The sequence below is a fragment of the Paraburkholderia sp. JHI2823 genome (genome assembly GCF_038900695.1).
Taxonomy (GTDB): Bacteria; Pseudomonadota; Gammaproteobacteria; order Burkholderiales; family Burkholderiaceae; genus Paraburkholderia; species Paraburkholderia mimosarum.
The window spans coordinates 121,703-145,915 of record NZ_JAYMRY010000011.1 but is presented as its reverse complement, the minus strand read 5'-3'; the positions used below and the strand labels follow the sequence as shown (position 1 = coordinate 145,915).

At 63.7% G+C, this 24,213-nt stretch carries 21 protein-coding genes; 6 read left to right on the top strand and 15 right to left on the bottom strand.

Features of this window, described 5'->3' with window-relative positions:
- Positions 1 to 107 precede the first annotated feature (107 nt).
- Complete coding sequence (locus VSR34_RS15140; RefSeq protein ID WP_342962815.1) at positions 108 to 875, top strand: response regulator; 768 nt, start codon at positions 108 to 110, stop codon at positions 873 to 875.
- Between the two features lie 61 nt (positions 876 to 936).
- Here VSR34_RS15140 and VSR34_RS15135 read toward each other — a convergent pair whose 3' ends face one another.
- The 8 genes from VSR34_RS15135 to VSR34_RS15100 form a co-directional block, all read right to left on the bottom strand.
- Entirely contained in the window at positions 937 to 1,971 is a 1,035-nt protein-coding gene (locus VSR34_RS15135; RefSeq protein WP_342962814.1) for a LysR family transcriptional regulator, read from the bottom strand.
- A gap of 173 nt (positions 1,972 to 2,144) precedes the next feature.
- Positions 2,145 to 3,269, bottom strand: coding sequence for a porin (locus tag VSR34_RS15130; protein WP_342962841.1), 1,125 nt, complete (start codon positions 3,267 to 3,269; stop codon positions 2,145 to 2,147).
- A gap of 143 nt (positions 3,270 to 3,412) precedes the next feature.
- Positions 3,413 to 5,440, bottom strand: a complete 2,028-nt coding sequence (locus VSR34_RS15125) for an FUSC family protein (protein ID WP_342962813.1) — start codon at positions 5,438 to 5,440, stop codon at positions 3,413 to 3,415.
- A gap of 86 nt (positions 5,441 to 5,526) precedes the next feature.
- Positions 5,527 to 6,126, bottom strand: a complete 600-nt coding sequence (locus VSR34_RS15120) for an LUD domain-containing protein (RefSeq protein ID WP_342962812.1) — start codon at positions 6,124 to 6,126, stop codon at positions 5,527 to 5,529.
- Positions 6,123 to 7,496, bottom strand: coding sequence for a lactate utilization protein B (locus VSR34_RS15115; RefSeq protein WP_342962811.1), 1,374 nt, complete (start codon positions 7,494 to 7,496; stop codon positions 6,123 to 6,125). The genes VSR34_RS15120 and VSR34_RS15115 overlap by 4 nt, the downstream gene beginning before the upstream one ends.
- A complete protein-coding gene (locus tag VSR34_RS15110; protein WP_342962810.1) occupies positions 7,493 to 8,236 on the bottom strand; it encodes a (Fe-S)-binding protein in 744 nt (247 codons plus the stop codon). Before VSR34_RS15110 ends, VSR34_RS15115 begins: the two co-directional genes overlap by 4 nt.
- Before the next feature lie 30 nt (positions 8,237 to 8,266).
- Positions 8,267 to 9,256, bottom strand: a complete 990-nt coding sequence (gene cydB, locus VSR34_RS15105; protein ID WP_342962809.1) for a cytochrome d ubiquinol oxidase subunit II — start codon at positions 9,254 to 9,256, stop codon at positions 8,267 to 8,269.
- Between the two features lie 13 nt (positions 9,257 to 9,269).
- Positions 9,270 to 10,676, bottom strand: a complete 1,407-nt coding sequence (locus VSR34_RS15100; RefSeq protein ID WP_342962808.1) for a cytochrome ubiquinol oxidase subunit I — start codon at positions 10,674 to 10,676, stop codon at positions 9,270 to 9,272.
- Between the two features lie 99 nt (positions 10,677 to 10,775).
- Between VSR34_RS15100 and VSR34_RS15095 the strand changes: the two genes are divergently transcribed.
- Both VSR34_RS15095 and VSR34_RS15090 read left to right on the top strand, forming a co-directional pair.
- Positions 10,776 to 11,069: a hypothetical protein gene (locus tag VSR34_RS15095; protein WP_342962807.1), complete on the top strand. Its 294-nt coding sequence runs from the start codon at positions 10,776 to 10,778 to the stop codon at positions 11,067 to 11,069.
- A gap of 212 nt (positions 11,070 to 11,281) precedes the next feature.
- On the top strand, positions 11,282 to 11,596 hold the full coding sequence (locus tag VSR34_RS15090; RefSeq protein WP_342962806.1) for a DUF4148 domain-containing protein: 315 nt from the start codon (positions 11,282 to 11,284) through the stop codon (positions 11,594 to 11,596).
- 137 nt (positions 11,597 to 11,733) lie between these two features.
- Here the strand turns inward: VSR34_RS15090 and dld are convergent, their stop codons facing one another.
- The gene (gene dld / locus VSR34_RS15085; protein WP_342962805.1) at positions 11,734 to 13,521 is read right to left on the bottom strand and encodes a D-lactate dehydrogenase; all 1,788 of its coding nucleotides are present in this window, start codon (positions 13,519 to 13,521) and stop codon (positions 11,734 to 11,736) included.
- Positions 13,522 to 13,957: 436 nt separating this feature from the next.
- Between dld and VSR34_RS15080 the strand changes: the two genes are divergently transcribed.
- Positions 13,958 to 14,710, top strand: a complete 753-nt coding sequence (locus VSR34_RS15080; protein ID WP_342962804.1) for a response regulator — start codon at positions 13,958 to 13,960, stop codon at positions 14,708 to 14,710.
- A gap of 323 nt (positions 14,711 to 15,033) precedes the next feature.
- The gene (locus tag VSR34_RS15075; RefSeq protein ID WP_342962803.1) at positions 15,034 to 17,355 is read left to right on the top strand and encodes an ATP-binding protein; all 2,322 of its coding nucleotides are present in this window, start codon (positions 15,034 to 15,036) and stop codon (positions 17,353 to 17,355) included.
- Between the two features lie 24 nt (positions 17,356 to 17,379).
- Here the strand turns inward: VSR34_RS15075 and VSR34_RS15070 are convergent, their stop codons facing one another.
- From VSR34_RS15070 to fumC, 6 genes are all read right to left on the bottom strand, one after another.
- A complete protein-coding gene (locus VSR34_RS15070) occupies positions 17,380 to 17,787 on the bottom strand; it encodes a response regulator (RefSeq protein WP_342962802.1) in 408 nt (135 codons plus the stop codon).
- 58 nt (positions 17,788 to 17,845) lie between these two features.
- The gene (gene tatC / locus VSR34_RS15065; protein ID WP_342962801.1) at positions 17,846 to 18,625 is read right to left on the bottom strand and encodes a twin-arginine translocase subunit TatC; all 780 of its coding nucleotides are present in this window, start codon (positions 18,623 to 18,625) and stop codon (positions 17,846 to 17,848) included.
- 28 nt (positions 18,626 to 18,653) lie between these two features.
- Complete coding sequence (gene tatB, locus VSR34_RS15060; protein ID WP_342962800.1) at positions 18,654 to 19,166, bottom strand: Sec-independent protein translocase protein TatB; 513 nt, start codon at positions 19,164 to 19,166, stop codon at positions 18,654 to 18,656.
- A 54-nt stretch (positions 19,167 to 19,220) separates the two neighbouring features.
- Positions 19,221 to 19,421, bottom strand: coding sequence for a Sec-independent protein translocase subunit TatA (gene tatA / locus VSR34_RS15055; protein WP_342962799.1), 201 nt, complete (start codon positions 19,419 to 19,421; stop codon positions 19,221 to 19,223).
- A gap of 70 nt (positions 19,422 to 19,491) precedes the next feature.
- A complete protein-coding gene (locus tag VSR34_RS15050) occupies positions 19,492 to 20,160 on the bottom strand; it encodes a YoaK family protein (protein WP_342962798.1) in 669 nt (222 codons plus the stop codon).
- An 87-nt stretch (positions 20,161 to 20,247) separates the two neighbouring features.
- Entirely contained in the window at positions 20,248 to 21,753 is a 1,506-nt protein-coding gene (gene fumC / locus VSR34_RS15045) for a class II fumarate hydratase (protein ID WP_342962797.1), read from the bottom strand.
- A 636-nt stretch (positions 21,754 to 22,389) separates the two neighbouring features.
- Here fumC and VSR34_RS15040 point away from each other — a divergent pair.
- Positions 22,390 to 23,562 (top strand): FUSC family protein, encoded by a 1,173-nt coding sequence (locus VSR34_RS15040; RefSeq protein ID WP_342962796.1) that lies wholly within the window; start codon positions 22,390 to 22,392, stop codon positions 23,560 to 23,562.
- Positions 23,563 to 24,213 lie beyond the last annotated feature (651 nt).

The window sequence follows — 24,213 nt, the reverse complement described above, 5'->3', positions numbered from 1 at the left end:
TGGCACGAATGCGCAGGTATTCATCAGATTACAGCGCGCCGGGAAGCAGGTCGCCGTGCGACCGGATGCCGCTATAATTTCCCCGGTTAACCAGAGACTTGCCCGTTATGAACGAGATCAATCTTCCTCACGTGCTCGTTGTCGACGACGACGAGGCGGTGCGCGATCTGATCGCCGCCTATCTGTGCGAAAACGAAATGCGCGTGAGCGTCGCGGCCAACGGCAAGCAAATGGCCGAGGCGCTGAAGGAGCACGCGATCGATCTCGTGGTGCTCGATCTGCGCCTGCCTGGCGAGGACGGCATCGAAATCGCACGCAAGATTCGCGAGCAGTCCACGTTGCCCGTCATCGTGGTGTCGGGCCGTCGCGACGAAGCGGACCGCGTCATGGCGCTGGAGCTCGGCGCCGACGACTACCTGACGAAGCCTTTCAGTTCGCGCGAGCTGCTCGCGCGCGTGCGCGCGCTGCTGCGCCGTTCCACAGCCGCGGCTGCCGCGAGCGGGCGTCAGCTCGACGCGCGCGCATACCGCTTCTCGGGCTGGGAGCTCAACCTCGGCACGCGCAAGCTCATCTCGCCCGAGGGCGAGAACGTGCCGCTCACCAATGGCGAGTTTTCGCTGCTCAACGCTTTTCTGGCTTCGCCGGGCCGGGTGCTGACGCGCGAACATTTGCTCGAGGCGAGCCGGCTGTACGACGATGTCTATGACCGGTCTATCGACGTGCAGATCCTGCGCCTGCGCCGCAAGATCGAGGAAAACGCGTCGCGCCCCAGATACATCAAGACCGAACGGGGCGCGGGCTATGTTTTCTCTGTCGCGGTGGAAAGGCTGAGCAAGGCCGCCACCTGGGACGACGGCGGCGCCGTGGAAGTGTGAGCGCGGGCCCGCGGGCCCTGGCGAGGCTGGCGCGAGGCCTGCCGGGCGCTTCTTTCTGCCCTTAGAGGGCGGTTTCCTCGCGGTCTTCCCAGGACATCGCCAGTGTGCCGACACGCTGTTCGGCGGGTAACGCGAGGCGTGCGGGCTGCCAGCCGCGATGGCTACTGAGGCTCGCGAGCGCAGCTTGATCGCGTGCGAGCGCGGGGGGCAGATACTCGCGCATGTAGTCCAACCATGTCCGCGTTCTGGCGTCGACGTAGCGGCGTGATGGAAAGAGCGCGCAGATATCCTTGCTCTCCAGCGTGTATTCCGGCAGCACGCGCACGAGCGTCCCCGCGCGCAAGCCGGCGAGCGCCGAGTAGACGGGCAGGGGCCCGATGCCCATGTGAGCGCGAATTGCCGCGGCCAGCGACTCGGCGATATTGATCCGGAATACGCTGTTGATCGCGATGTTTTCGGCTTTGCCACTGTCCGCCTTTTCGAGCACCCACTCGCGCGACGAACACGTAGGCGTGCTAAGGGCGAGGCAGTCGTGATCGATCAGGTCGCCGGGATGCAACGGCGTGCCGTGCGCGTTCAGATAGCGTGGCGAGGCGCAAAGGATGCTGCAGCTCGAACCCAGCCGGTGCATGACGATTTCGGAGTCCGGCAGCCCGGAGACCGCGAGAATCGAGGTGTCGCATTTACCGTCGAACAGATCCGGCAGATTTTGCGAGAGCTGGAGATCGATCGTCACTTCGGGGTACAGGCGGCGATACGCGTGAATGGCGGGAACGAGGTAGTGCTGTCCGAAGCTCGCGAAGCTATGGACCCGCAACATGCCGCGAGCGAGACTGCCTGCCTCGGAGGCCTCCTGCTCGGCTTCGTCTACGGCGCGTACGATCTCGCGGCAGTGGCCGAGGTAGGTATGCCCCGCATCGGTCAATGCGATGCGGCGCGTGGAGCGTGTCAGCAGCCGGACCTTGAGGTGTTGCTCCAGTTCGCTGACGGCTCTCGATGTCGAGGCCGCGCTCGAATCGAGCGAATCGGCCGCCGCAGTGAAACTGCCCATGTCCACGACGCGCACGAATATCCGCATGTTCTGCAAGAGGTTCATAAACCGTTCCCGAAGGCTGGAGGTTGGCGGCGCGTTTGGCCCCGGCATCAGTGCCGGCGGCCATTCTAATCGCCGCGCAATGGACGAAAGTCTGCGGGTGCGGGATTACTGCGTTGTTTCGCGCCACCCGCGGCCGCATTGCAATTGAAACCGGGCTTCACGCGACGCGGGGCTCAGAACCTGTGACGCAGGCCCAGCGCGAGCACGAGCTGGTTAGGACCCGTGGCGTGGGAGAAGTTCGAGATCTGCGCACCGGGAATGCCGGTGCCCGCCAGCCCGTTCGCGCGTTGGTAGATGGCTTCTGCGTAGGCATCGGTGCGCATGGACAGGGCATCGATTCCGATCAGGCCGAACTGATGCCAGGTCGGGCTCGCATGGCCCGAGGGCGAGTCGAACGAACCGCTCGTGAACGTATACGCCGTGGCCACCGTCCATCGGTTCGTCAGTGCATAGCGCGCATTGAGCTCCGCATTGCGAAAGACGATGTCCTCGCCGCGCAGCGCGATCGGCGTGTCGGCGACATTGTTGATCGACGTTGCGTTGTCGAGCTGGGTCCTCGTGACAATGGCCGACACGTGCAGGCGGTCCCACGTGCAGGCGCCGCCCAGGCCCGCGGTGCGCTGCCGCGCCGCGTTGAACGGCGCGCCGGCGGGCTCGGCGCCCTGGGTGTTGGCGGTCGCGAGGTTGCTTTCGCCATCGAACTGCACATAGCTCGCGCCCACCGAGCAGGCACCGTGCGCGTAGGTGCCCGCCACGCTGAAGGCGCGGTTGTTCGAGAACGCTCCGGCTTCGTTGGAAAAGCCATACGTCGCGCCGAACTGGAAGCCGCGCATCAGCGGGCTCGTGTACTTCACGGCGTTGTTGGTCCGCGTGTAGTTGGCCAGATCGTCGTTGTCGAAAGGATGCGCGAAAGCGACGCCGCCATAGGGCGTGCCGCCCAGCGCGAACGGCTGGACGAACTGAAGCATCGAGTCGAACTGCCGCCCGAACGTGACGGTGCCGGAAGCATGGGAGGCCAGCCCGGCATACGACTGGAAGCCGAACATGCGCCCCTGCTGTCCCGTTGCGCCGTTCATGACGGAAAAGCCGTTTGCCAGCACGAACAGCGCGCTCAGGTCGGGGCTCAGAGGCTCGTTGCCGGAAAGCGTCCAGCGGTTGACGTTGATATCGGCCGATTTCGCCTGCAGCGAGCGCGTGCCCCGGCTGCCTCCAAAATCGTCCACGTAGGCGAGGCCGCCGTCGATCAGACCACTGAGGGTCACCGTGCCCTGTGCTTGAGCGGCGCAAGGGAGGGCCAGCGTAAAAGCGCAGCAGGAAACGGTTTTGAGCGATCGCTTCGCGCCCGCCCAAGCGGATTCGTAAATGGTATTGAACATGGTCCTGGTATGGGCTGCGTCCGGATTGGCCGCACGCCTGGCCGGAAAGATAAGGATGGCTAAGCTCAGCGCAGCACGCGCGAGCGCAGCAGGTGTGCGACAAACGCGCTTTCGCTGACTTCGCGTTCGATCTCGCGCGCGTGGCATGACGATGCCTGAGGTCCCGAGTCCTCGCCCGGGTGCCGGAGAAGGTCGCCGGAGCGGGCATCGTGCGTGAGCCACGCGTGCACCTTGCGGGCCAGTCCGGCCAGTCGTGCGCGTTCCGTGTCATCGAGCATCGCATCGACATATTCGAGCGGGCACAGCGCGCCAACCAGCGTTCTCAGGCGCTGCATCAGCACACTGGCGCACGCGGCCTGCTGATTCACGACCAGCGACTCGAACCGCGTGGCGCCGATCGTGGCTTCCAGCGTGTCGATATCGAGGCAGGCGCGTCGCCGCAGCTTTCTGAGCGTTTCGCCCCCTCGCTGCACGGGCTGGCTAAGATGGCGCGCAACGGCGTCGAGATACGCGGCCGTGCCCTCCAGCGCGCGCGCCGCGCTGCTGCCGAGCCGATGGTGGTCGCGCTCGGGCCACGCGAAGAGGCTGACGACGAAGCCGACGAGCACACCGGCGACGCTGAGCTCCGCCCGCGCGACAGCCAGCGCCCAGGGCGCCCCGGCGGGCGTGCCGAGATGCGCGACCAGGATGAAGTGCGAGGTCAGGAACAGGATGTACGAGAAGTAGCTCACTGCGCGCGTCGCCAACGTTCCGGTGGCGAGCGGGAGCACAACGAGCGCGAGCAGCAGCGGGTCGTGAACGAGAAACGACAGCGCCGTGGCCAGCACTGCGCCAAGCAGCGTCCCGCCGATGCGCAGGCCGGATACCTTCACCGTTTGCGCAAGCGTGGGCTGAAGGATGAACATCGTGGTGAGCGCCAGCCAGTAACCCTGTTGCATGCCCGAGAGGCGTGCGAAGGTGACCGCGAGCATGGCTGCAACGGACAGGCGCGCAGCGTACCGGGCGTACGCATTGCGGATGGCGAGTTCCGCGATCCCCGCGGTCAAACGGCCAGGGCCTGCACGCTCGGGCGGTGCCCCGCGTGCGCCTGCTGCGACTACCCGCGCAGCAGGCATGCGCAAGTCGCGAGCGAGCAGAACGGCGAGGCGCTCGAGGAGATCGAGATTGGCCCGCAGCCACGTCAATCCCTCGCCGGGCCCGTGGGTCGCCAGCCAGGCCGGCTCGCAGGCACGCAAGGTTCGTTGCACGCGCGCGAGGCGCTGCTCGACGACGCCCGGCAATCCGCCAGGACCGTCGCGCAAGCGTGCCGCACTCGCGTCGATCTGCAAGGCGAGCTGGGCGTAGGCGGGCGCGAGGAGGCTGCCTGCTTCACGCCGGGCGGCATCGTGGCCGCCGGCGAGCAGCGTTTCCAGGCCCGCGAGCAGGGCGATCGCCTGCTCCGCGTCGTCGACCCACCGCGTGCACGCCGAAGGCGCCTCGCCGCAGCAGTTCGCGATGGCCGCCGTCATCGCATCGAGCTTCGTGCGCAGCTCCGCGCGCCCCTGTTCGAGCCGCGCCCGGTTGCCCTGGGCCGCGTGCCCGAGGCGGTTGACGAGCGAAGACATCGCATGAAGATACGCGAGCGTTGCCTGCTGCGCGCGCTTCTCGCCACTGGTTTGCCAGAGGCTGCCCCCCGCGAGCGTCGCCCATACGCTCCCGATCAGATAGAAGGCGGCGTAACGCGTCGCGGCGTCGATGCCATGCGCCGGGAAACATGCGGCTACCGAGCAGGCTGTTGCCGTCAGCAGGCCGCGCATTCCCGACGCCGGACCTCGCGCGCGCACGCAGGCGCCCGCGTAGGCAACCGCGCCGACCACGGCAATCGAAAGTACGGGTAGCGCGTGAGCCGCGACCGCGCAGGCCGACGCGAGCGCGCCGGCCACGCCGAACAGGAGTCCTTTGTAATGGCGTTCGAAGCCCGGGCGGCCGGGCTCATCCGCGAGGCAGGTCCAGAACGCGGCGATCGCCGACCAGCACAGGAGCGGCATGTGCAGCACGACGGCCAGCACGGCGGGCACGACGCAGATCACGCCGCCCCGCAATGCGTCCGCCATGGGCAGCTGGTGCCGGCCGTGGTGCCAGAAACGCAGTAGTTGCTCGCGTCCGCTCACGAAGCTTTGCATAGTCGTGTGGGTCTGGGCTATCGGGCCGCGTTGGCTCGCGGCACGGGAATCACGGTGAGCGACCGGACACCCTGCGCCCCGCGAACGAGCACACCCTCGATATCCGCCGTTGCGGACGGGCCGCTCATCAGGCATGCGTAGCGCGCCTCGAAGAACTCCCGCCGATGATAGGCGTGATGGAGGTTGTCGACGATATCGGACGGATCGACGAGCGCCACGAGATGCTGCGAGAGATAGCCGAGCGCATTGACGCGATACTCGTGCTCGCTCAGCCAGATGGAGCCGGTCTCCGCGACCGCGAACGCGGGACGCACGATGCCCACGTCCACATCCTCGAGATCGTGCGGACGCTCGACATCCTCGATGCGGCGGGTGCCCTCGACCTCGGGCACGGCGGAGCAGACCACGCGGGCCTGCGGGAAGCGCGAACGGATCCAGGCTTCGAGATTGCCATCGGCGGGGGCGTCGCACCAGGTGCCGCCAAGGCGCGCGAGCGACTTCCTGAACGTCTCGAGCGTGGGCGGAAGATTCCGGTCGAACATCGGCACTTCCGGCAGCGGACGCGGCGCGGGCGCCACTTCGCGAAGACGGGAGAGAATCAGATCACGGCTGCTCATTTCTTGTTCCTCTTCAGGTACCAGTCACGGAAGGTTTCGGTCGGCGCTTCGGGCACTTCGCGTTGCTTGCCCCACTCGTTGAGCGGGTTGTAAAGCACCACGCGCGGCAGCGTGGAGACAGCCTTGTTGGCGGTCTTGATGGCGGCGCGGTAGAGCTTCGGGCGGGACAGCACCTGGCCTGCGACCTTCATGGCCTCCTGCTTGACGAACGGCAGCTCGTGCTTTTCGGCGATGATCTGCCGCCACTTGTAGATCTGTTCGTGGATATTGATCTTCACCGGGCAGACGTTGGTGCAGCTGCCGTTCATCGTGGAGGCGAAGGGCAGCGAGCTGTACTTCTTGAGGTCGTAGGTCGGGTTGATGATCGCGCCGATCGGACCCGAGTACACGCCGCCATAGCTCAAACCGCTGCTGCGCCGGTACACCGGGCACGTGTTCATGCACGCGCCGCAGCGGATGCACTTGAGCGAGTACCAGAAGTCGTCCATCGCGAGCCGCTCGGAGCGGCCGTTGTCGACGAGCACGAAGTGCATCTCGCCGCCCTCGCGAGGCGCACGGAAATGCGACGTGTACTGGGTGATGGGCGAGCCGAGCGCGTTGCGCGACAGCATGCGGATAAAGAGGCCGAGGTGCTCCAGCTTCGGAATGAGCTTCTCGATACCGATCGAGGCGATATGCAGCGGCGGCACGTTCGCGCTGAGGTCGGCGTTGCCTTCGTTCGTGCAGACCGTGACGCCGCCGGTTTCCGCCACGGCGAAATTGCAGCCGGTCATGCCGGCGTCCGCGTTCAGGAAGAGCGGGCGCGTGGCGTTGCGCTGCGCTTCGGCAAGCTTCGGAATGTCCTTTTCATTCGGATCCGTGCCGAACTTGTCGGCAAAGGTCTTCGCGACGTCGGTGGCCAGCTTGTGGACCGCAGGCACGACGATGTGCGAGGGCATCTCGTCGTCGAGCTGCTGGATCTGCTCGCCGAGGTCGGTCTCCACGACCGTGATGCCGCGCTCCTCGAGATACGGGCGCATCTCGCACTCTTCGGTCAGCATCGACTTGCTCTTGACGAGAACCCGGGCGTTACGCTCGCTCAGGATCTCGTACACGATGCGGTTGTGCTCCTCGGCGTCTTTCGCCCAGTGCACCTTCACGCCATTGGCGGTGGCGTTGCGCTCGAACTGTTCGAGATAGTCGGGCAGATGCGTGAGCGTGTGCTCCTTGATTGCCGAGGCGAGCGAGCGCATTTCCTCCCATTCGGGAATGGCGTGGACTTCGATGTCGCGGGCGCTGCGCAGGCCCCACAGACGCTTGTCGTGGAATTCGATGTGCTTTTCGTCCGCGATGAACTTCTTCGAAAAGCCCACGTGATCGACGCGTTTCATGCTCGTGCTCCATTCAGAATCTGGGCGATATGGATGAACTTCAGGCCGAGTCCGAGGCGGTCCGCGCAACCCTTCTGGTGCATGAGGCACGAAGAGTCGGCCGAGACGATGTATTCGGCGCCGTTACGCTTGTGGTCGCGCACCTTGTCCGCGCCCATGCGGGCCGACACGGGCTCCTCCGAGACGCAGAACGTGCCGCCGAAACCGCAGCATTCGTCGGGCCGGTCCGGCTTGATGAACTCGATGCCCTTGACGCCGTTCAAGAGCGTCATCGGCTTCGAGAAGAACGGCCCCGCGATTTCCGACATGCTCGCCGTCTTCAGGCTGCGCAGCGTGCCGCAGCTGTTGTGCAGGCCGACCTTGTGGGGAAACTCGGCCCACGGGAATTCGCGCACCTGCAGAACGTCGTGAATGAACTCCACGAGTTCGTAGGTGTTGCGGCGCACCTTTTGCGCGTCGCTGGTCTGATCGGCAGCCGTCAGGTTGTCGCGGACGTGGTGCACGCAGCTGCCGCTCGGCGCGACGATGTAGTCGTAGCCGGTGAAGTTGCGCACGAACAGGTTTTCCGTGGCGGCGGCTTGCTTCTCGCAGCCGCTATTGCCCATGGGCTGACCGCAGCAGGTTTGATCGAGCGGATAGTCGACGTTGCAGCCGAGGCGCTCGAGCAGCTCGAGCGTGGCCACGCCGACATCGGGGAAAAACGAGTCGATGAAGCACGGAATGAACAGGGCGACCTTCATGGCAGCATGTCCTCAAATGGAAGGGGCAATTCAGTGATAGGCATGGTCGCTGGAGACGCGGCCGCGGAATACCGCATAGGCCACGTACGTATAGGCGACGATGATCGGCAGAACGAAGAGACCGCCGCCCCAGAACATGAACGTCTGGCTGGAGGCCGGTGCGGCTGCCTGGTCGATCGTGAGATCGAACGGAACGACGTATGGCAGGTAGGACGCCGCGAGCGTAACGAGAAGCAGCGCGCAACTGAGCGCAGCGAGGACGAAAGGCGTGCGGCCCTCGCCACGGCGCGCGGCCAGTGGCAAGCCGATCAACGTCGCGAGGCTCAGCAGCGGCAGAACGAAGAGTGTCGGGTGAAGCTGCCAGCGTGCTTCGATCACGCGGTGGTCGAAGAGCGTGGCGGCGAACATCGCCGCGAGAACAAGGACCGTCACCGGCGTCAGGCGGTTCAGGGCCGAGCAGCCGAACTGGCGCAGGTCGTTTTCGCCCTTGAGCACCAGCCAGCCGGCGCCGAGGAGGCCATAGGAAAGCACCGCGCCGAGACCACACCACAGCGGGAATGCAGTGGCCCACTCGAAGCCGTTGCCGGTGTAATGCATGTTCTCGACAGGCACGCCCTGGGCGTAGGCACCGAGCGCGACGCCCTGCGCGAACGCGGCGAGCAGCGAGCCTGCGAACAGCAGCACGTTCCACACCCAGCGCGAGCCGTGCGCCTTGTGGCGGAATTCAATTGCGACACCGCGCATGATCAGTCCGGCCAGCATGGCCGAGAGCGGCGCGTAGAGCGCCGGGAGCGCGATCGAATAGATCGCCGGGAACGCCCCGAACAGGATGGTGCCCGCGATCACGAGCCAGGTCCCGTTGCCGTCCCAGACGGGCGAGATCGAGGCGACCATCTGGTCGCGCCGGGCGGCGCTTGCGGCGAAGCCGCTCAGAATGCCGACGCCGAGGTCGAAGCCGTCGAGCACGATATAGGCGGCGAGGGCGAAGGCGAGTTCGACCAGCCAGAACCAGTCAAGCATGTTGTTCTCCCGATTAGTGATTGGACGATGAGGCGCGCGATGTCGCGGGCAGACGGGGTTCGTACGTCTGCGGAATGACGTGCCCGTTCCAGACGGTGAGCACCTTGCCGCTGAAAACGCCGCTGCGGATGATGTGCAGGATGTAGTAGACGCCGAAGCAGAAGATGAAGCTGTAGACGAGCACGTACATGATCAGCGACGCGAGGGCGAAGTGAGCGGAGAGGCCGGGCGTCATCGCGTCCGCGGTGCGCAGCACGCCCCAGACGGTCCAGGGTTGACGGCCGACTTCGGCGGTGAACCAGCCGGTGAGGACGGCGGCGAAGCCAAGCGGGAAGCTCAGGGCGACTGGCCACAGGAGCCACCTGCGTTCCTCCAGCTTGCCGCGCCGTGCAACGTAGGTGCCGATCCAGGCGAGGGCGAGCATCAGCATGCCGCAGCCGACCATGATCCGGAATGCGAAGAAAGGAACGAGGATCGGCGGCCGATCGGCGAGGGGGAAGTCCTTGAGGCCGACTTCGCGCGAATCGAGCGTGCTGGAGGCGACGAGGCTGCCGAGGACCGGAATCTTCCATTCGTAGCGATTGCGTTCGGCCTTGACGTCGGGCACCGCGAAGATCACTTCGGCAGCCGGCTGCTCGTCGACCCAGCGGCCTTCGACGGCCGCGAACTTCACGGGCTGGTCGTCATGGATGTAGTCGCCCGTCAGGTGCCCGAACAGGATCTGCAGCGGCACGAGCACGGCGGCAAGGCCGAGTGCCATGCGGAACATGACGGTGGCCTCCACGCGGCTCGTGTCCTTGAGCAGGTACCAGGCGCCCACGGCCGCGACACAGAACGCCGTGGTCAGATAGGCCGCGAGCAGCATGTGGGGAAAGCGAACCCAGACCACGCTGTTGAAGACGATGGCGGCCCAGTCCGTAGGCACGTAGACGCCGTTCTGCACGACATAGCCCACTGGATGCTGCATCCACGAGTTGTTGACGAGGATCCAGAACGCCGAGAGCGTGGTTCCGAGTGCCACCAGCATGCACGACATCAGATAGAACCACGGCTTGACGCGGTTGCGTCCGAACAGCATGACGCCGAAAAACGTGGCTTCGAGCGCGAACGCAGTGAAAGACTCGTAGCTGAGCAGCGGCCCCTGAATCGGACCGCTTGCACGCGAGAGTTCGCTCCAGTTCGTGCCGAACTGGAACGCCATGACGATGCCCGACACCACGCCCATGCCGAACGCGACGCCGAAGATCTTCAACCAGAAGTCGAACACGCGCCGGTAGACGGGGTTGCCGGTCGCGAGCCGCATGGCCTCGAGCACGGACAGCCACGCCGCGAGGCCGATGGTGAACGACGGAAAGATGATGTGAAACGAAACCGTCGCGGCGAACTGTATCCGCGATAGCAGGAGTGCAGAGGCTTCCACGTGCTTGCTCCAGTCAGGTGGGGGTTGGCTGGAGTTTGGGTCTCGCATGTTGCTGGCCGGTTGCGATCCGGCGCTCACGCGTTACAGCTGTAACTTCTGGTGAAGCAAATCACCGGCGCAGTCAACGTGGCGCGCAGCCGCATCGGGCACGCGGACCCTCATGAAACTAAAACTGCAAAGCCGCGCGCCCATGCCGCGCCGCGCCTGCTGCGCGCACTGAGTCTGCATGAAATGGCCGTGCTGCTGCTGCCTGCATCTGCGCCGGTCGAGGCAACAGCTGGCACGCCCGACTATTTCGCGCTTCAGAGCGACGGGCCCGTGGATGTCGTGGAAACACGCTTTGCGCTGAGCGACTCGCGCAAGGCGCTACTTCAATTGCTCGAAGGCGCGTGATTCGTCTGCCCGCGCGCTGTACATCGAGTTCGCGCCGCCGGGCGAAGCCTGAGGCAGCGCATGCGCAGGCCCGCCCATTTCCCGCCGATCCTGAAAGAAACCCCTTCCGGCATGCGCCTTAATCTTAGGCGTCTGCTTAATTAAACTGTAGCCACTGACTTACGAACAGGGCTGTTCGTAGAAGTGCTAAACAACGTATGGAGGTCAATACCATGAAGTCTCTCATTCAAACAGTTGTCGTCGCTGCTGCCCTTGCCGCTCCGGTCGCAGTGTTCGCTCAATCGAGCCAACCCATCACCCGTGCCCAGGTGCGGGCCGAACTGATCCAGCTGGAAAAGGCTGGCTATCACGTCGGCGACGGCGACAACACGACCTATCCCGCGCAGGTCCAGGCAGCTGAAGCCAAAGTGGCTGCACAGCAGGTCGCTGCAAACGGTGGTTATGGTGGTGCTGTGAGTGGCTCGTCTGACGCGGGCGGCCCGGCAGTGTCAAAGGCCGGCTCGAATGTGGTGTATAGCCACCACTAATGCAACGGGTTTCGGATGCGCGGGCACGATGCCAAAAGTATCTTGCCCGCGCATTGCAGTCCGGGCGCGCAGCAACCCTGCGCGTTCCTCTTTATAGAACGGGCTAGCTGGCGCCGCCCGCATAATACGTCTTGCGCTTACACGGAGGCCTTCTGCGTCGTGCCGGTCGCTCCGGGAGTGTCTGCGGCGTCGCGGTACTTTGCGAACTTCGACGTGTGCCCGATGCCCGGGTTAAAGCAGTTGCAAGGATCCAGGGTCTGGTAGTGGTTTTTCAGCGCTGGCTTCGCATAGTAGAGGTGGCCTACATTGTGTTCGGCGGGATATTCCGCCCCCCGCCGATCCAGCAGCTTCCACATCTTGTGCTCGAGCGCCATGCAGTCGTTGCCCTTTTTTATGATGTAATCCTGATGGAATACATGGCATAAGAAATGGCCGTAATAAAGCTTCAGGATGATCGGGGCTTCGATGTCGGGCGGCAGTTTCTCGAACCAGTTCCGCTCGTTGCGTGGCAGGGCGATATCGAGCGCAAGGATATTCTCGACGGTTCGGCTATGCACCGCGCGGTAGCGGTTAGCCGCCCCGGCCGCCGCAAAGCGGTGCAGGAAGGCCTTCTTGCCTTCATCGGGCGTGCACTCGAAAAAGGCCCCATCCCCGGTTGTGAAATACTTCTTCAGAAAGTCCCGCGCCTCGGCCGCACCCTCGGAAGACACCTTGAGCATCAGATGATGCTCGAACTTCTTCTTGTACGCCCTCATCCGCTCAGGAAGGTGGTTAGGGAACAGATGACTGAGCCCTTGCATGATTCGATCGGTCAAGTTCGCCGGGAGTAACGGAATCCGTTCGAACAAGGCGTCAAAGCGTGCCTTCAATCCGAACATCGCGGGCAGCCGCGAAGTGCCGAGGTACTGGATCATCAAAAACATATCCTTGCCATACTTCTCGGCGATCTCGAACGCGTCACGATGAAGGTACTCGCCGGAAATGGGCAGGTGCCTGAATTTGCCGAGTACTTCGCGACGTATGGTGGTCAGGTCGGCAGTCTTGTTGGTGCCGATGTAGAACACCCGTGCATCCTTCTCCGTCGGAAACGTGTCGAGCCGGACTGCAAAAACCATCACCTTGCCGGCTGAACCCGATGCTTCGAACAAGCGATGCGCGTCCGCGTTGAAGCGCGCGGGCGTGGGCTCGTCGATCTGTCGAACGTGCTGAACGTAGTTCTTGTCGTGACCTGCTCCAGCATCGGGAATCACATCCTTTTCGGTGAACTGGCCGCGGTCCAGGCGGCCCAGAACCTCTTCCTCGGTACCGTCGAGCCGGATTCCCAGATGATTCACCAGATGCAGGTTGCCGGCGTCGTCCACGCGCGCGAAGACCGACATTTGCGTGTAAGCGGGGCCACGCTGCACCAGCGCTCCCCCCGAGTTGTTGCAAATGCCGCCGAACACCGACGCGCCGATGCAGCTCGAACCTATGACCGAATGCGGCTCCCGTCCAATTGGACGCAGGTCGTTCTCCAGCTGATCGAGCGTGGCACCCGGCAGGCAGACGACCTGCTTACCTTCCTCGATCAGGTAAATCTTCTTCATGCGCGTCGTGCTGACGATCACGATATCGCGATCGTAGTCATCGCCGTCCGGCGTCGAGCCACCGGTCAGCCCGGTATTGGACGCCTGCGCAAGCACGATCACGTTCGCCTCGATGCAGGCTTTGAGCACCTGCCACTGCTCGACCAGAGAGCCCGGACGCACGACGGCGAGCGCCTTGCCGTTGCCGAAGCGAATCCCCGTGCGGTAACGGCGAGTCTGGTCGTCGTCAGTTAGCACGAAGTCTTTCCCGACGATCGCCTCCAGACGGGCGACCAGACGACTGGAGTCGGCGTCACGCTTGACGGTGGCGGCCGTGGGCCATTGATGAGCGGCAGACATCGATTTCTCCTGAATTCGACAGTTTCTGGATACCCGTTCCGTACTGTGTCCGCGATAGCAGGCGTGCAGAGGCTTCCACGTGCTAGCTCCAGTCAGGCCGGGTTGGCTGGAGTTTGGGTCTCGCGTATTGCTAGCCGATTGCGATCTGGCGCTTGCGCATTACATCCGTAACAAGGGGGGCACACGACCGTCGCAGTCAACGTGGCGCGGAGCCGCATCGCGCACGCGGCCCTTTGTCCCTGGCCCGATATTCTTGCAAGGCTCGGGCCCGCGTCCGCAGCATTGTCCATGTCGATTCCGACGGGACCCGTTAAAATGCGCGTACGATCAAATCGATACGCCGACTTTTCCCTTACAGGACGGCCGCCCGAACTGTCGGCAATCCGAAATCGCTTGAGCTACCTGCCAGGCCTTTACTGTCGCGAGGTTTCCAGTCATGGCCGACATCATCTTGCCTCACATACTCGTCGTCGACGATGACCCCGCCATTCGCGACGTAACGACCGAATACCTCGGAGGGAACGACTTTCGCGTGTCCGCCGTGGCTAACGGAGCGGAAATGGCAGCCGCGCTCAAAAACGGTGCCGTCGATCTGATCATTCTCGATCTGCGCATGCCGGGCGAAGACGGTATCCAGATAGCCGGGCGCATCCGTGAAAAATCATCGCTCCCGATCTTGATCCTTTCGGGTCGCCTGGAAGAGGCAGACCGCGTGATGGCGCTGGAGCTGGGAGCGGACGACTATATGACGAAGCCGTTCAGTTGCCGCGAGCTGCTGGCGCGTGTTCGTGCCCTCCTGCGCCGATCGAGGAACACACAGGTCGCCGCCGGGCGGCAGGCCAATGCGCGAGGCTACCGTTTCGCAGGTTGGGAACTGAACATCAACACGCGACGCCTGGTCTCCCCAGCGGGCCAAACGGTGGGATTGACCAACGGCGAGTTCTCGCTGCTCGCCGCGTTTCTCGCCTCGCCCGGCCAGATCCTGACGCGTGACCAGCTGCTCGAATCGAGCCGCCTCTACGACGAGGTCTACGACCGCGCCATCGATGTGCAAATCCTGAGGCTGCGCCGAAAAATCGAGGAAGACCCCTCGAACCCGCGTTACATCAAGACCGAACGCGGCGCGGGCTACGTCTTCACCGCGCAGGTGGAAAAGCTGCCCGCGCCGGTCGAGTGGGAAACGCGCTGAGCGGCAGCTTTGTCGCCGCGTTCCTGCGCTTCACATGCAGTACGCGACTGGCGGGACTTTTCGTTCGCCATTGATCTAGCCCGAAACCGAAACGGCCAGGTCATCGCCGGTCATTGTCCCCATCGAACAATGCTCGCGGCAATGCGGGGTGGCCACGTTTGTCCAAGCTTCGCGAACTGAACAAAAGAGCCTCGATGAGCACGGAAAGAATCAGGCGCAGGGTTGCATGGCCGCACCAGTACAGGTTGTTGGCAGCAGGGTGCCTGCTCGTACTCCTTTTGTGGATCGGCGCGGTGACGGAAAGCTTGCGATCGCGCCAACTGGTGCTCCAGTCCAACGCCAGGGAACTATCGAGCCTCGCGAGCGCGCTTGCAGAGCAAACCGCCCGGTCGTTGCAGGGCGTCGAATTCATTCTCCGGCGCACCTCCGGCTGGTCGCGCGACACAAAAAACGCAGCGGACGCCGGCGAGGCCGTGAACCGCTTTCTTCGCGAGGAAATCGCCGGCGTACCCCAGATCAGGCAACTCGACATCGTCGATGCCACGGGCCAGCGGATAGCAACGACCCTCCCCGGCAACCCCGCCGCCAATGTTTCACAGCGGGCCTACTTCAAGGCTGTGCAGCGCGCATCGGGCAACGCGCTGGTGGTGAGCGAGCCGCTCGTCAGCATGGTCGACGGCCGCCCTACGTTTGCGATGGCTAGCCGTCTCGAGGACGCAGATGGCCGATTCGAAGGCGCCGTTGTCGCGCTGATCGAAGACGGCTACTTTCGCGACTTCTACAGGCGCGTCGATCCGGACGAACGCACCAGTATCACGCTTCGGCGCGAGGACGGTGTGCCGGTCGTGGCGTCCGCAAGCGGGAACGAACCCGGCAAGCACGGTCGGCCGGTACTCTCCGCCCGCAAACAGGTGCCCGGATTCCAGCTGGCCGTTGACGTCACGCGCGACGAAGCGCTCGCGCTTCAGGCATGGCGCCTATCTACAATCTACGACTTCATCGGCGCCAGCGTGCTCTCGCTACTCGTGGCGGCGCTAGGCATCGCGCTCATGAGGAGGATGCAGCAACTCGGACGCTTCACGCGCCGGCTACAGTGGAGCCGGCGACGCTGGAGAACCGTGTTCGATAACGCGCCGGCGGGAATCATGCTGCTGCGGCCGCGCGGGCGTTACCTCGCCGCCAACCCCGCGTTTCAACGCATGGTCGGTTACTCGTCAACGGAACTCCAAAACCTGACCGAGGCCGACATCACCCACCCCGAAGACGTCGAGCTCACCCGGCAGCATGTCGAGCGGCTGTTGCGAGATGGCTTGCAAAGCATTCGCTTTGAGAAACGCTACCAGCACCGCGACGGACACACTGTCTGGACAGATGTGCGGCTCGCGCGCGTTACCGTGTCGGATGAGACGGCCAAGGACCCGGCACGCCAGGAAGATGTCATCGTGGCGACCGTGGAAGACGTCACGCAGCGCCGCGAGGACGAGCAGGCGCGCCGCCAGCTCGAAAGCCAGCTGAGGCAATCGCAGAAGCTGGAAGCGCTAGGCACGTTCGCCGGCGGCATTGCCCATGACTTCAACAACATTCTCGGCGCGATCGTCGGCTATGGAGAGCTCGCGCTCCAGGCACTCGCGGACGAGACACCCGGGCAGCGCTATGTGGCGCAGGTGCTCAAGTCGGCGGACCGTGCACGCTCGCTGGTCGAGCGGATTCTCACCTTCAGCCGCAGCGGGCTCACCACCCGGCAGCCCGTCCAGGTTCAGCCCGTCGTTCACGACTCGATCGAAATGCTGAAGGTGCGCCTTCCCGCCGGCATCCGGCTGGAAGTCGAACTGAACGCACCGGAGGCCAGCATCGAAGGCGATCCGGCGCATCTCGACCAGCTGGTGACCAACCTTTGCGTCAATGCGATTCACGCCATGCCGGGCGGCGGAACGCTCAGCGTGGTCCTCGACACGGTCGACCTCGATGCCGCATGCTCGCTGTCGCACGGCGCCGTGGAAGCGGGGCATTTCGTGCGGCTCGCCGTATCGGATAGCGGTGTAGGCATGGCGCCCGACCTGCTCGAGCGCATCTTCAATCCCTTCTTCACGACGCGCAAGGCTGGTGAGGGAACCGGATTGGGACTGGCGCTCGTCGACGGGATCGTTCGCGAATATGGCGGCGGCATCGACGTCCGGACGGTGGTCGGCGCAGGAAGTCAATTCACGCTTCTACTTCCAACAATCGATTCGCACACCAGTCAAGCACCCAGGGACAAAGAGGCTTGCCCTTACGGTGAAGGGCAGACCATCCTGCTCGTCGACGATGAAGAAGCGCTCGTGCGGATCGGCGAGGAGCGCCTCGCGGAACTGGGCTACGAGCCGGCAGGCTTCGTCTCCAGCGACGCGGCGTGGCAGGCTTTCCGCGCCGATCCTCAGCGCTTCGACGCGGTCGTCACGGACCAGACGATGCCCGGGATGACCGGCGTCGAACTCGCCCGGATGATCCGTTCCGTACGCGCCGAGATACCCATCATTCTTGTCAGCGGATTGAGCAGCCCCGCGCTGGAAACCGAGGCGCACGAGGCGGGCGTCAACGCCCAATTGCGCAAGCCGTTGCCCAGGGCGGAACTCGCGCGCACGCTGAAGCATCTACTGCCCGACTAGGTTCTCGCATCGCCGCACAGCTGTCTACGGTGCCAGGCCTCGTCGCCCAGAGCCATTCGCGCCCCGGCCGGTCAACGCCGCAGCGGCTTGTAACAACGCTTCGCGCCTGAATGGCTTGGCCAGCGCCCGTTCCACGCCCAACCGGCTGGCCAGCATCGACATGGCCTGAGCCTGTGTCGGGAAATAGCCCGAAATCGCGATGACGGGCACGGAGGGAAAGACAGTCCGGACGAGAGCGATCCGCTCCGGATCCATCGCCTTCGGCTGATTGATATCGACCACCGCGAGATCGACCGGGCCTGCAAGGAAATCCGGGACGCTCGTGCCCGTTGACTCGAGCACGTCATAGCCCGCATCGCGGAAGGTGAGGGAGAGCAGCGCCCGCATCGACATGTCGTCCTCCATCACCAACACTCTCTTACGATCTTCCACAATCGATCCTTTACGGTTGTCACCAATTGGCCTCAGTGCGGCATCGACTGCCTGCGCGTCACTGGTCAGCCGATCTCCCGATGCTGCCCAAGATCCTTGCTGCCACAATCCCGAGCTCGTAAAGGAGCACGAGGGGGCCGGCAAGGAGCAACTGAGACATGACATCGGGCGGCGTCACGACTGCGGCGACGACGAATGCGCCGACGATGATGTAAGGGCGAATCTGCTTCAATCTGGCAATATTCACGAGCGCGCTGCGGACCAGCACGACGATGACCACCGGCACCTCGAAGGCCACGCCGAATGCGATGAACAAGCGAACGGTAAAGCGCAGGTAATGGTCGATGTCCGTCATCATCTGCGCGCCGAGCGGCGCGTTGTAGTGCGCCATGACATGAAGAATCGCGGGACATACAAGAAAATATGAAAAGGCCATCCCGGCGAGGAACAGCACATAGCTGCAGACCACGAGCGGCCCGAAGAGCTTCCTTTCATGCCTGTAGAGGCCCGGCGCCGCAAACGACCACAGCTCATGCAACACGACCGGCAACGCGACGACGAATGCAACCATCATCGTGACTTTCATCGGCACGAAGAACGAGCCCGTGACGTCCGTGACGATGAGCTTGCCGTTTTGCGGCAGGTTGTCTGCCAGAGGCCGCACCACGAGGCGGAAGATCCCCGGCGCCCAGTACACGAGCCCCACGAAAGCCACGAGGACTGCTGCGGCTGCTCTCACCAAACGCCGGCGCAGCTCCACGATGTGGGTCAGATACGGTTGGTCGGTCTGGCCGGCTTGCTCATCGGCTCCGTACGGGAGTTTTTGTGTACTGCTCATCGTGTGTCACCTTTTGTCTGTCGCGCTGTCACCGGGCAATTCCGATGAGGATGCGGTTCCTTCTTCTGAAGGCCGCATGGCGTAGCGGACGCGGCTGCGCAGCACCACTGTATCGGCGCTTCCTGCGCGCCTGGCTCGGATCGCCGGCGCCTGTCGACGGTGCATTCCAACGCCATGGCGCGTTTGCACGACGCGATAGCCGCGCGAGTCCAACCGCATCATCCTGCCTGGGTGGAGTGGCCACCAGGGTCTCTGACGTATTCGTTTCCACGAACGTGACGGCGTTGCGCGTGAGCGTCGAGCCCGGGTCCGCGAGCGCGGCGAACGTCTGTACGCCCGACTCGATCTGCGATTTCATTGCGTGCAGTTGCTCGAGTTCGAGTTCCTGAGTGACCTGCGACTTCAGATCATCGAGGTAACGCCGCGATCGTCCAATGAGGACCCCCACCGCGCGCGCCACGCGCGGCAGGCGCTCGGGCCCAAGCACGACGACTGCAACCGCCGCGATCAACAGCAATTTCGAAAAATCCACGTCCAACATCGAACTGCTCTCCGCGAAAAGAGAAACGGCGTCCTATCGAAGCGCCGCCGCAAATCAATGGCCTTTTCCGCCGCGCTCACCTGCGACTTCCGCGTCCACGCTTTGCGAAAGCGACTCCACCTCCTTCACGCCATCCTTGAATCCCTTCACCGCGAACCCAAGATCGGAGCCGATATTTCGCAACTTCGCCGTTCCGAAGACAAGAGAAACGATGACCAAAACAATCAACCAATGCCAGATACTCAGCGATCCCATGATGATGCTCCTTGAAAATGCGTTCGTTGTGTCGAACCTGAGGTTAGCCGGGTGGGCCGGAAATGTAACGTTAAGCGTCTTGCCTGCGCTCGCAGGTCTTTAGCGCAACAAGACAAATCAATGCGATGAATGCGAGAAACGAAGGGCCGAGCAACGCCATATCGTGAAACCGTTGCGTCGCGACGGCACCCGCGGTGGCACCGCAGGCGAAGCAAGAACATATCGCTGCGAGCACGGCTGCGCCGCGTATTCCTGCGAAATCGCGTCGCGGTATCGTCGATCGAAAGAAGCCTTGTAACGCCCTCAGGAGGTTCCCTGTGGTCATGACCGACGAGTAAGGCTGCGTGCCGGAATGCGTGAAAATCGTCGTCTGTAAAGCGGCAACGAATGAGATTCCCGGTATCAGCCATGCCTGTGGCATACGGGCTATCGCGGCGGCGAACAGGAAAGCAGTCTCAAGCAGCAGCGCAACGATGGGTGGAAACGACTCGTTACGCGAAGCAGCCAGACGCAACAGATGGGCGCCCAACACGCCGCCTGCAAATCCGCCCAGAGGGACCAGATGCACAAGTGCAGCGTGGCGATTTCCGTCGGCGAGACTAACCGCCGTCACCACGATGTTTCCCGTCATCGAATTCGCAAATATCCGGCCGTGGCCGACAAATGTGAACGCGTCGAGAAATCCGCCGCACAACGTGAGCAGTATCGCGACTGCCGGGTTTGCTTTCACTGATTCCATCTTCGTTTCCTGACGGCGGAAGGGCCTATCGTCGTCCGTCCTTGTGGGCGCTCCCGCCTGGGTACGCCGCCGCTCATGCAAGGCGCCTTATTTGTGCGCAACGTAAGGCATCACCATCTTGCGCGGATCGACGATCCGGTCGAAGTCCGCTTCGCTAACGTAGTTGAGCTTGAGTGCGGCTTCCTTGAGCGTGAGGTCATTGTCATAGGCGTAATGCGCGATCTTGGAAGCCTTGTCGTAACCAATGACCGGCGACAGCGCGGTGACGAGCATCAACGACCGGTCCACGTACTCCTTGATCTTCTTGAGGTTGGGCTTCGTGCCTTCCACGAGGAACTTGCGGAAGTTCGTGCACGAGTCCGTCATGATCGTGATCGAGTGCGTGATGTCGAAAATGATGAGCGGCTTGTAGACGTTCATTTCCAGGTAACCACTTGCGCCACCGATTCCCGTGGAAACATCGCTGCCCATGACATGCGCTGCCACCATGGCAAGCGCTTCCGCCTGCGTGGGGTTGACCTTTCCCGGCATGATCGATGAGCCGGGCTCGTTTTCCGGAATGATCAGTTCTGCGAAACCGGCACGGGGTCCGCACGACATCAGCCGGATGTCGTTAGCGATCTTGTAGAGCGACACGGCCAGCGTGCGCATGGTACCCGACAGGTGAACGAGCGCATCGTGGGCGCCCTGCACGGTGAACTTGTTTGGAGCAGTCACGAACGGCAGGTTCGTGAGGCGCGCGATTTCGGCGGCGACGGCGGGCGCAAATCGTGGTGTCGTGTTCAGCCCGGTACCCACCGCAGTACCGCCGAGCGCAAGGCGGTAGACGCCCTTTAGCGCGTCGTCGAGCCGTTCCAGGTTGTCGGTCAGCATGCCCTCGTAGCCGGACCATTCCTGACCGAGCGTGATCGGCGTCGCATCCTGCATGTGGGTTCGGCCGATCTTGACGATATCCATCCAGTCCTTCGCCTTCGCGCCGATGGAGTCGCGCAGGTTCGACACGGCTGGCATCAGGCGCTGCTTGACGTTCATCGCGGCTGCCATGTACATGGCCGTGGGGAACGAGTCATTGGACGACTGCGACATGTTCACATGGTCATTGGGATGCACTGGAGTGTGGCTGCCCAGCGGCGTGCCCGCGATCTGGCAGCAGCGGTTCGAGATCACCTCGTTGACGTTCATGTTGAACTGCGTGCCGCTGCCGGTCATCCACACGTGCAGCGGGAACATGTCGGCGTGCTGGCCGGCGACGATCTCGTCACACACCTTGACGATCAGGTCGTGCTGCTGGTCAGTGAGCCGCTTCTCCGAGTAATTCACGTTGGCCGCTGCCTTCTTCAGGATCGCATAGGTGGTGACCATCTCCCTCGGCATCAGATCGGGGCCGATGCTGAAGTGCTCGAGCGATCGCTGGGTTTGCGCACCCCACAGTTTGTCGGCAGGCACGTTGACGAGGCCCATGCTGTCAGTTTCCTGACGGAAGCCCGCCGCCGGCGCCGATGCACCCGCATCGGCGGATTGTGCAAACGCTCTTGTGCTGGCAAGTGCCACCGAGGCAAGAAGGGTGGACTGCATCATTTCCCTGCGATTCATCTGCGTTCCTCTATCTATCCAATTGCGACGCCCTGTCCGGCCCGTCGAGAAAGTCAACGCCGCTTGACTGCAACGGCACCCGAGTCGGGCGGCCGCCGTTTTCGATATTCGACTGCCCGTCCCGATGACAAGCATTTGACCGGCGAGCGGTTAGCGGGGCGTTTCAAACCCGGGCGTTGCCATTGCAACTGAAACGCGGGAAACGGCGCCGGTTTCAGCCGTAACAGACGGCGCAGTCGGAGGTGACACCGAAGTAGCTGGCGGCCCGTTTCTATCGGGCTCCGGTGCAAACAGGGGCGCGGCTGCGAAAGCCCTTGGCTGTCGTTGTCACCCATGCAGCGGGGCGGGGCCGCATGCGCGTGAAGCGCCGATGCGACGACTGTTGCGCGATTTTGTCGAGCGCGACATTCGCGTAATTTTGATCGGCTATCATCCGGGAAAACCCGGGCCACCGTCTCGCGTCCTATCCTGGACGCAGACTGGGTGTAGCCCGGGAGTAAGCCTCACCGGGCGCGCGCCAGACCGGAGATCCCGGAAGGCGTGCGCATCAGGTGTCCATCCCAACGCCGGGCTGCCATGCCCGGACATCGGCCACGGCCACAAGCCCGGAGCCGACATGCACGGATATCGTCGACCATGATCGCCGCCGCTTGCTCACGCGCGTTCCAACGCGCACTTGTCGAGGACCCCGAATTCGCGCGCCTGCGCGGTGCCGCACGCTCGACGCTCGCTTGTCTGCTCACGGCGGGCCTGGGCGTGTCCTGGGCGCTGCACCATCACGAAACGCCGACGCTTGCCGTACCTGGTGCGTTGTTCGCGATGATTGCGCCGTTATTTCTGCGCGAAGCGCGCTGGTCGAGCTGGCTCGTCTCGATACTTGTTCTCTATTTGTGCACCTGCGCCTCGTTTGCCGGTGCCGCCGCGCTCGCCTCGCAGCCTGCGCTGCGTGACGCCGGGGCGCTGCTCGTCGTGTTTCTGGGCATCTTGTGCCAATCGCTCGGCGCTCGCGCGGTGGGCGCAGCGATGCTCGCGCTGGTGTCGTTCTACCTCGGCCTGTATCTGCATCCTTCTCACACGCGGCTGATGACAATGCTGACCGCCATGGCGATGGCTCCTTTCATCGTCGCCTTCGTCGGGCGCGTCGTCATTCCGGTGACGCGGGGCGGTGCGCCGGCGCCGTCGCTCATGCGCGCGTTGCCCCACACCCTCGCGGCTGCGAAGGCATGGGGCCGCGCAGCCGTCCATGATGTCGCCGACCTCCTCGTAACCGGACGCCCGACCGGGCGGCCCTTTTCCACCGTGCTCGCGCACCGGCTCCACCGGCTCGCGTGGCGGCCGGCCCTCGTCGCCAGCGTCGCGGCCCTGCTCGCGATATTGGCGGGCGGCGAATTGTCCGAAGACCGTTCGATGTGGGCGGTCATCAGCACGTTCGTCGTTTTTCTTGGGACGACTTCGTATCAGGGCACACGCGCACGGGTCATGAAGCGCATTGCCGGCACGCTGAGCGGCGCGGCGGTCAGCGTGCTGCTCATTACCCTATGCGGACACCTAACCTGGCTGCTCGTGGCCGCCATGGCCTTATCGGTTTTCGGCTGGGCCTACTACATTTTTCACGCATACGCTCGCGGTGTGTTCTTCATCACGACGCTCGTCGGGCTCGTTTACGGCCAGCTTGGCTTCGCCATCGTGCCGCTTGCCGAATTGCGCATCGAGGAAGTCTTTGCCGGATGCCTCGTGTCGCTCGCCGCAGCCTTGCTGCTCATGCCGTCCACGACGGCACGCGTGGGCGTCGTGCTGGCTCGTGAGTAACAGCGGACGCTCGGCTTGAAGTTCGCGCCGCTGCTGCGCTCAAGCCTCGTCGAGGTGAGCGAATGCCCGGTCCGCCCCGTCGCGCACGGCGGGTTTGGCTTGACCCGCGACGCGGCAAAGCAGGCTGCGTTGCTCGCGTCGCGAGCGCCGCTGAGTTTCGCATTGAGGCGTCCGCCCTCGAAGATCGGCAAACACAGGCCCGGAATCAGGTTGATCTGCTGGCTCGCGTGCGTGAACAGATCGAAAAGATGCAGCGCATTGACGCCAAAGAACGCCTTGATGTCGAAGCTTGGGTAGAACGCGGCCTTGGCCGCGTCAATGCGGCTGAACGACGACTGCACGTACCAGCGCATGGCCTGGAGATCCGGCCGGCGGGCCAGCAGCTCATACGAGAGCGTGGGCGGCAAGGTCGCCTGCGGCAGCGGCAAAGGCACGGGCCGGATCTCCGGCAGGTCGTCGGGCCCCGCGCCGAGCAGCGCGCGCAGCTCCTCACGACCACGCGAGCTTCACGACGGCAATGAGCGCGCTGGGGCTCGACGCTTCGCTGCCGCGAATGGCGATCGCGCTCGACCGATTGGCGGTCAATCGGAAAGCTGATCGTCCCTGGAATTTGACGTCAACGAAGTGCACCATGCCGGCCACGGAAAATCG